The organism is Pseudomonas sp. AP42 (assembly GCF_001728935.1).
GTDB classification, from domain to species: domain Bacteria; phylum Pseudomonadota; class Gammaproteobacteria; order Pseudomonadales; family Pseudomonadaceae; genus Aquipseudomonas; species Aquipseudomonas lactis.
The window spans coordinates 79862-87626 of the sequence record NZ_LYSO01000016.1 but is presented as its reverse complement, the minus strand read 5'-3'; the positions used below and the strand labels follow the sequence as shown (position 1 = coordinate 87626).

At 57.6% G+C, this 7765-nt stretch carries 4 protein-coding genes and 1 rRNA gene; 2 read left to right on the top strand and 3 right to left on the bottom strand.

Annotated features, from left to right (window positions below; all coding sequences use genetic code 11):
* Window positions 1-100: 100 nt before the first annotated feature.
* A 5S ribosomal RNA gene (gene rrf, locus A7K61_RS09065) occupies window positions 101-216 on the top strand.
* A 274-nt stretch (window positions 217-490) separates the two neighbouring features.
* Window positions 491-2371 (top strand): methyl-accepting chemotaxis protein, encoded by a 1881-nt coding sequence (locus tag A7K61_RS09060; RefSeq protein ID WP_044270342.1) that lies wholly within the window; start codon window positions 491-493, stop codon window positions 2369-2371.
* 63 nt (window positions 2372-2434) lie between these two features.
* Here A7K61_RS09060 and A7K61_RS09055 read toward each other — a convergent pair whose 3' ends face one another.
* From A7K61_RS09055 to A7K61_RS09045, 3 genes are read right to left on the bottom strand one after another with little or no spacing between them, the layout of a single operon-like run.
* Entirely contained in the window at window positions 2435-5812 is a 3378-nt protein-coding gene (locus tag A7K61_RS09055; protein ID WP_069557443.1) for an amino acid adenylation domain-containing protein, read from the bottom strand.
* Window positions 5809-6756, bottom strand: coding sequence for a diiron oxygenase (locus tag A7K61_RS09050; RefSeq protein ID WP_032894262.1), 948 nt, complete (start codon window positions 6754-6756; stop codon window positions 5809-5811). The genes A7K61_RS09055 and A7K61_RS09050 overlap by 4 nt, the downstream gene beginning before the upstream one ends.
* Window positions 6753-7511 (bottom strand): DUF3050 domain-containing protein, encoded by a 759-nt coding sequence (locus A7K61_RS09045; RefSeq protein ID WP_069557442.1) that lies wholly within the window; start codon window positions 7509-7511, stop codon window positions 6753-6755. The genes A7K61_RS09050 and A7K61_RS09045 overlap by 4 nt, the downstream gene beginning before the upstream one ends.
* Between the last annotated feature and the right edge of the window lie 254 nt (window positions 7512-7765).

The following is a 7765-nucleotide window of genomic DNA, read 5'->3' as shown; positions in this document are numbered from 1 at the left end:
AAAACCCCTGTCTGCTAACGCAGACAGGGGTTTTGTTTATGTAGAAGCTCATGAATTTCACCGGCACGTTGCCAACGCAACGGTCTGGTACACAGAATTTCTTGACGACCATAGAGCATTGGAACCACCTGATCCCATCCCGAACTCAGCAGTGAAACGATGCATCGCCGATGGTAGTGTGGGGTTTCCCCATGTGAGAGTAGGTCATCGTCAAGATTGAATTCCGAAACCCCTGTCTGCTAACGCAGACAGGGGTTTTGTCGTTTAGGGCAGCCCATCACAGCCAATCTGCCTTACCCCTACCGCCTGTCGGTTTCCTACGCTAAAAGAAGATGCTTCTCACAAATTCCTAAGATTTGTCGAAGTTTGGCCGAAAGCCTGACGAGCCATGCGTGCACCGAAATAGAGCGACCGCAGAGTCCGCCTATCCCGTTACATGGAATGTTCCACTCGGCACGCTCACCCCCCTTTGGCAAAAGAAGTCGATGAAATGAATCTCAAGTTCAGTCATAAAATTCTGTTGGCCGCGTCAGGCGTCGTGGTTTTAGCCTTCGCGTTATTCACGCTCTACAACGACTACCTGCAGCGCAGCACCATCAGGCAAAACCTCACTTCGTCCATCCAGCAATCCGGCGAGCTCACTGCCAGCAGTGTGCAGAACTGGCTCAGTGGTCGCATCTTGGTTCTCGAGAATCTGGCGCAGAACGTTGCCCACCAGGGCAGCGCCGCCGATCTTCCTGGTTTGGTCGATCAACCAGCGTTTACCAGCAACTTCCAGTTCACCTATGTGGGACAAGCCAACGGGGTATTCACCCAGCGCCCTGACGCGAAGATGCCTGACGACTACGACCCTCGTCAGCGCCCTTGGTACAAGCAAGCAGTAGTGGCGGACAAAACCATGCTTACTCCGCCTTATATGGCGGCTGTGGGCGGTCAGATCGTGACAATTGCCATGCCGGTGAAAAAGAACGGCGAGTTGTTGGGTGTTGTCGGTGGTGACCTGAGCCTGCAGACACTGGTGAAGATCATCAACTCGGTAGACTTCGGTGGTATCGGCCATGCGTTCCTGGTCAGCGGTGATGGTCAGGTCATCGTCAGTCCGGACCAGGACCAGGTTATGAAGAACCTCAAGGACATCTACCCTGGCACCAACGTACGCATTGAGAAGCTCAACCAGGACGTCGTACTCAAAGGACAGGATCGCATCCTCTCTTTCACGCCTATCAGCGGCTTGCCTGGCGCTGACTGGTACATTGGCCTGTCGATCGACAAAGAAAAAGCCTACGCCCCGCTGGGCAAATTCCGTACTTCGGCCTTGATTGCAATGTTGATTGCCGTTGTTGCCATTGCGGTGCTCCTGAGCCTGTTGATTCAAGTGCTGTTGCGCCCGCTGACCACCATGGGCGTGGCCATGCAGGACATTGCCCAAGGCGAAGGTGATTTGACCCGACGTCTGGACGTGACCAGCAAAGACGAGTTCGGCGAGGTCGGCAGCGCATTCAACCAGTTCGTCGAGCGAATTCACGCGTCGATTTCCGAAGTGTCTTCGGCAACGCGCCAGGTGCACGATTTGTCCCAGCGTGTGATGGCTTCATCCAATGCGTCGATTATCGGTTCTGACGAACAGAGCGCGCGTACCAACAGCGTGGCCGCAGCCATCAACGAACTGGGCGCTGCCACCCAGGAAATCGCGCGTAACGCCGCGGATGCGTCCCAGCACGCCAGTGGTGCCAGCGAACAAGCTGACGATGGTCGTAAAGTGGTGGAGCAAACCATCCAGGCGATGTCTGAGTTGTCGCAGAAGATCAGCCTGTCCTGCACTCAGATCGAGACCCTTAATGCCAGCACCGACAACATCGGGCACATCCTGGATGTGATCAAAGGTATTTCCCAACAAACCAACTTGCTCGCCCTCAACGCTGCGATCGAAGCGGCCCGTGCTGGCGAGGCCGGGCGTGGTTTTGCCGTGGTGGCGGATGAAGTGCGTAATTTGGCGCACCGTACCCAGGAGTCGGCAGAAGAAATCCATAAGATGATCACTTCGCTGCAAGTGGGCTCGCGGGAAGCTGTGACCACCATGAACGCCAGCCAGGCTTCCAGCGAAGAAAGTGTCGAAGTCGCCAACCAGGCAGGTGAGCGCCTGGTCAGCGTGACGCAACGTATCGTTGAGATTGATGGCATGAACCAATCCGTCGCGGCCGCGACTGAAGAGCAGACCGCAGTGGTTGAAACCCTCAACGTCGATATCAACCAGATCAACCTCTTGAACCAGCAGGGTGTGGCCAACCTCAACGAGACGCTCAAGGACTGCGATGCGCTGTCCCAGCAGGCCAGCCGACTGAAGCAATTGGTCGATAGCTTCAAGATCTGATCCTGACTGCATCGGAGCGAGGCCTCTCGCTCCGACTGTTTTGCCCTGCGTCCACGGTGCTATTCAGAGGAAGTTGATAGCGCTCAGGTAGTCGCAGCCTTTGCGTAACAGCGCCTGGCTCTTGGGTGGATAGCACATCCCCATTTTTTCCAAGCCCCACCGGGCATTGTCGTAACGGATCATCGATGTATCACCGATGTCTTCGCCCAGTCCGTCCAGGTAAAAGCCCAGCACCCCGAACAGTGCGTTATCGCGACTTACGTTGCGCAACGCCCGTTGCCAGTGTTCAACGCTGACTCGGTCAAAAACGTGCCCAGCCTCGCTGAAGGCATCGAGGTACTGATCCCAATTCAAGGGCTGCGGATTGTGCAAGTTGAACACGTTTCGCTCGGTGTCAAAATGAGCGCTATGGAAGGCGATGAAACGCGCCAGGAAGTCCACCGGCATCAGATCGAAATTGGCGTCCAGTCGCGGGACGAGCCCCAATTGCAGAGACCCCTTGAGCATCAACAGCAAGCGGTTTTTCTGTGGCTGACAAACACCGTTCTGGCTGTTGAAGCTGATATTCCCCGGGCGATGAATATTAACCCAGGCCCCTTGCTCGACTGCTCGTCCTAATAGCCGCTCGGCGACCCACTTGGAGAGGTTGTAGCCGTTTTTCACGTAGAGCGGCAGTGTGCGCTGGGCTGGCGCTTCAAGTACGTAGCCATCGACGTCCACGCTGCTGCAGGCTGACAGCGTCGAGATGAAATTGAGGACCTTCTTGCAGTGGGTCTCGCAAAGACGCAGGCACTCCAGCAGAGGTTCGACGTTGTCCTTGGCGAGTGAGGCGTAATCCATCACATGATTGACCTGCGCGGCGTTATGCACCACCACGCCGTAATGACGGGCGAGGTGCTCGTACACATCGTCCGCCAAGCCCAGGCGGGGTTTACGAATATCAGCGGCGTATACCTGCACTCGGCTCAGGTCCAGATGTTCCAAGCGGTATTCACGCAATGCCTGGGCGAACCTTGCCGCCGCCGAATGGCCGGGCAACTCACGCACTAGGCACGCCACGTCCTGCGCTCCGCCAGTCAGCAGTGCCTGGACGATATGCACCCCGACAAAGCTGTTCGCGCCAGTGACGATGGCTTTGCGCGAATCTCCCGCAAGGGCCTCGGGCAGCACTTCGACCGCCAGTGCTCGCGTCGCGTCTTGCTCCATCTGGTTGGACTGGGTATCCGGCAGCGTGCCGCCATCCATGAGTGCGGCCAATGTGCGAATGGTCGGTGTCTCAAAAAAGGGGCTCAGGCAGAAGCTTCGGCCAAACTGCTCGCGCAGGCGTAGCAATAGGGTCGACAACAGGATGGAGTGGCCACCGAGGTTGAAAAAACTTTCATCGATCGAGAGGTCGCCAGCGGGTAATCCCAACAGTTCACCCCACAGGTCAGCCAGTTGTGCCTGCAAAGGGTCTTGTACGCGGCAGCGGCTCACCTCGACGGGTGTGGGTATTGGCATGGCCAGTAAGGCTTTGCGATCGATCTTGCCGTTATCCGAACGGGGCATGCCTGCCAGCTCGCTCCAGGCGCTTGGCTGCATGTGCACGGGCAACCATTGCCGAGCGTGTTCCTTCAGGCTTGCCAGCGTAGCGCCAGGTTCTGGCCGGGCGGCAAACCCGATGACTCTGTGTGCCGCATCGATCACTACTGCCACTTGGCGAAACAAGCGACTGTCGCGCAAGCACTGCTCAATATCCTGGGGCTGAACTCGAAAACCGCGAATCTTGACTTGTTCATCTCGGCGGCCACCCAGTTCGATGCCCTCCTGCGTCCATTTCGCCAAGTCGCCGCTACGATAAGCCTGTAGCACATGCCCATTTGGCAGTGTCAGCGCCACAAACGGATTGTCGACCGGAGACAGTGCATTGGAATAACCCAGGCTTACGCCTGGGCCGACAATGTACAAGTCGCCCATCACCTGTTCATCCACGGGCTGCAGGTTCTCGTCGAGAATCAGCACCTGGCTGTTGGCAATGGGGAGGCCGATATTGCGATGGCTGTCACCTTTTTGGAACACGCGATGGGTCGCCAACACAGTGGCCTCGGTCGGCCCATAGAGGTTATGCAGTTGGCATTGACCGGCCAGTTGTTCGATCACGCAGGGCTCGCAGAAATCACCTCCGGTCAGCAGATGAGACATGCCTAACGGCTGATCCAGCGGCAGGATACTGAGCAGCGCCGGTGGCACGAACCCATGCGTGACGCGTTGCTGGCGAATCAGCTCTACCAGTTGCTGAGGGTCGTGACGTTGGTCTGCACTGGGGACAATCAACTCGGCGCCGGCGATCAAGGCCGGGAAAATATCGATCAGTGACGAATCAAAGCCCAGCGACGAAAACTGCAGGACGCGGCTGTGTTGATCCAACGCCACGCGCCTGACGAGCCAGGCCGTGAAATGCGCCAGGTTGTATTGGCTCAGCAGTACCCCCTTAGGCTGGCCCGTCGTACCCGAGGTGAACAGTGCCACGCAGGGCTCGTCGGCACCGGGACGATGGCGCATCAGCGGTTGCGTCATGTCGGCGCTATGCGCTGCGACCTGGCTCACATCCAGTGAAACGAAACGCTCTCGCAGCGGGTGCTGGCCGTTCTCCAGCAGCACGCACGCCTTGAGGCTGGTCAGCATGCAGTGCTGGCGTTGCTTCGGATGGTCCGGGACCAGCGGCAAATACACGGCGCCGCAGCCCAGTACCGCAAGAATGCTGGCGTACAGCTCGGCGGATTTCTCCAAGCATACGCCGACTACTCGGGGTGACTCGGCACTCTCCAGCAGGGGAAGCAGGCGTTGTTGGATTGCCATGGCTTGTTGCTCGAGCTGCCGATAAGTCAGCACGTGACCGGCGATGTTCAGCGCGGTTCGATGCGCGAAGGTATGAAGGCTGGCCTGCAGCCGTTCGATCATGGGCGTCCGGGCCGCGTGCAGTAAGGCAGGGTCTGCCGTGTGGTTGAACCGGTGCTTGAAAGCCAAGGCATCCAGCTCTTGCAGACCCTGTTCAGGCCAGGTATTAGCAGTGGCCGTTGCCGAGAAATAAGCGGGGTCTCTTGAGAAACCGCAGACCAACAAAGCTGCGCACTCCACCAATGCATCCGTTGCCTGCTGGCGCAACCGCTGCCCATTACCGCTGGGCTCCTGGGCAACGTCTTGCACATCTAGCAGGCGCCGCTCGCGGTCATAGCAGCGCAACTGCAGTAAGGGCAGCCCGTGTTCGCAGAGCGGGCCGATACCCACGCGCAAGCTTAGCCAAGGCGCACTGGTGGGCGAGGGCGACAGCGGCTGACTCCCGTCTTCAATCACCAGGTCGACAGACTCCGTTACTGCCACATGCCCATATTGCTCCAGCTCCTGCTTGAGCGCCTCCAGAGCTTTACTGGTGCCCCGCCACTCGATCTGCAAGCGCCTCATGCCAACCTCCTCGATACGGGCAGGTAGTCGCTCAGGGCTCGTGCCACGCTAGGGGTTTGCAGTACACCGCTGTGGTGCAGAAAGCCCATGATATTGGCCACCAGCGGATGTTGATGGGTGATGGGAAAGTCCAGCGCCTGGATTTCATCGCGCAGTGCCAGGCGAGCGTCGGCACTGATAACCAAGTGTTCGATCAGTTGCAGATCGAAGTCTTTCTGTAGGTCGTTGGTCAGGTAGTGCGTCAGGAACACGGGCAGGGCTTGAGCAATGTGGTCGCGAGCTTGCGAGCTTGCCGATTGCCAGTAGAGACGCACCAACTGTGTCCAGAACCGCGCATGCCGCCCTTCATCAAACAGATGATCGGCCATCAGGCCGCGGACAGAGGATTTGACGCTGCCGTCTTTGGAAAACGCTGCGACGTCATGGGTGACGGTGTTCTCGGCGATGGCGACGCCGATCAGCTCAACGGCATCGTGCAAATATACCGGTACCTGCGCCTGGGCTGCCGGCAGCGCGCGGCCCAATTCAATTTGCCCGGGTAGATCAAGCGGTTGGATTCCGGTCATCTCCACGGCTTGCTGCAGGAAATCCAGCGCGACCAGCGCGTGGTAATCCTCGTCGACAACGACCGTCATCGCGTCGTAGCGGCAGGCGAGGGGAAAGGGCAGGGAGAAGCGATTTTTAGCGATGCTGCGCGCGGTTTTGTCGACGATCTCGGTTTCGAAAATCACCACGTCATTGATGAATTTATAGAAGCTTTGCACCAGTACGAAGTCGCGCCATTGTGGGCAGTGCTTGAGAAAGGTTGCACTCAGCACCAGAGGCTGGCGGCACAGGGGGAAGATGAGTTTGTCGTCGTCCTCCAACATCCGCCGGGGGCGTGTGCGGATGGTTGCGCGACGCTCCCAGTCATCGGCAAAGGATTGGTAGTGGGCGGCGTTCACGGGCGTACCTCTTGCATCGAGGCCAGTACGTCGTCCCAGAGGGTAATACGACTCTCCACGGCGCCCAGGGCGGCGTTATCGGCCTGTCTATGACGGCTGGGGTCTGCTTCGATCAGGCGCTGTAGCAACTGATGCGCCGCAGGCCCGTGATCATCGCTGTCCATTTCGATATGGCGGCTGAGGTAGTGACATAACGTAGGGGCCTGCCGACCTATGAAAGCATGGCTATGCAAAAGCCTCTGGAACATAGACGGAATTACACTCTCGCGGCCATGCAGGAACGCCGCCGCCACACAGTGGGTCGGAGCGCTCAAGGCGATTTGCAAGGTGCTGTCGACGAAGCGGGCCACGCCTGGGGGCGCACCGATCATTTGCAAGGCTGCGCTTACCTCCACTCCCTGGCTTTGCAGCTCGATAAAGCGGGTGATTGTGACAGTGCTGGCGCCCACTTCCGTCATGGCGTCCAGGTACAACTCGAAGTGGCTGCAATAGCCTCGCGTCGGGTGTTTGTCCGACTCTTCAGCCAGCACGATTTCATTGATCAGGCGGGCAGCGCGCGGGTCAGCGCAGGGGAGCCAGGGCAGTTGCGTGCAGGTCAGGTCCTGTTGCAGGCGTTTGGTCAGGCTCATGAAGTCCCACACGGCAAATACATGGTATTGCATAAAGTGTTGTAACTTGCCAAGGGTGGTTATTTCTATAAATAACGGGTGGCCGAAAAGTTTTTGTTTTTTTAGCTCAAGTAAATATTGATGCATGGTTGACGCCTATAGTTGTTGCGAGTGCTGTAAAAGCAGTGTTGGAATATTATAGTTGTGGATGTAAGAGTAACTTGGCCACGATCACGTGCACGCCGCTGCCTTTTAAGTAGGCGGTCGCAGCGGTTTGGGAAAGCGGAGCTTGCTAGGCGAAGATAGTAAGCTGATTGAATGTTTGAACCGGTATACAAATGTATTAAAGGACTTTGCGGGTATTTATATGTGCGGTAAGTTGCCCGGATGTAGGTGAGATT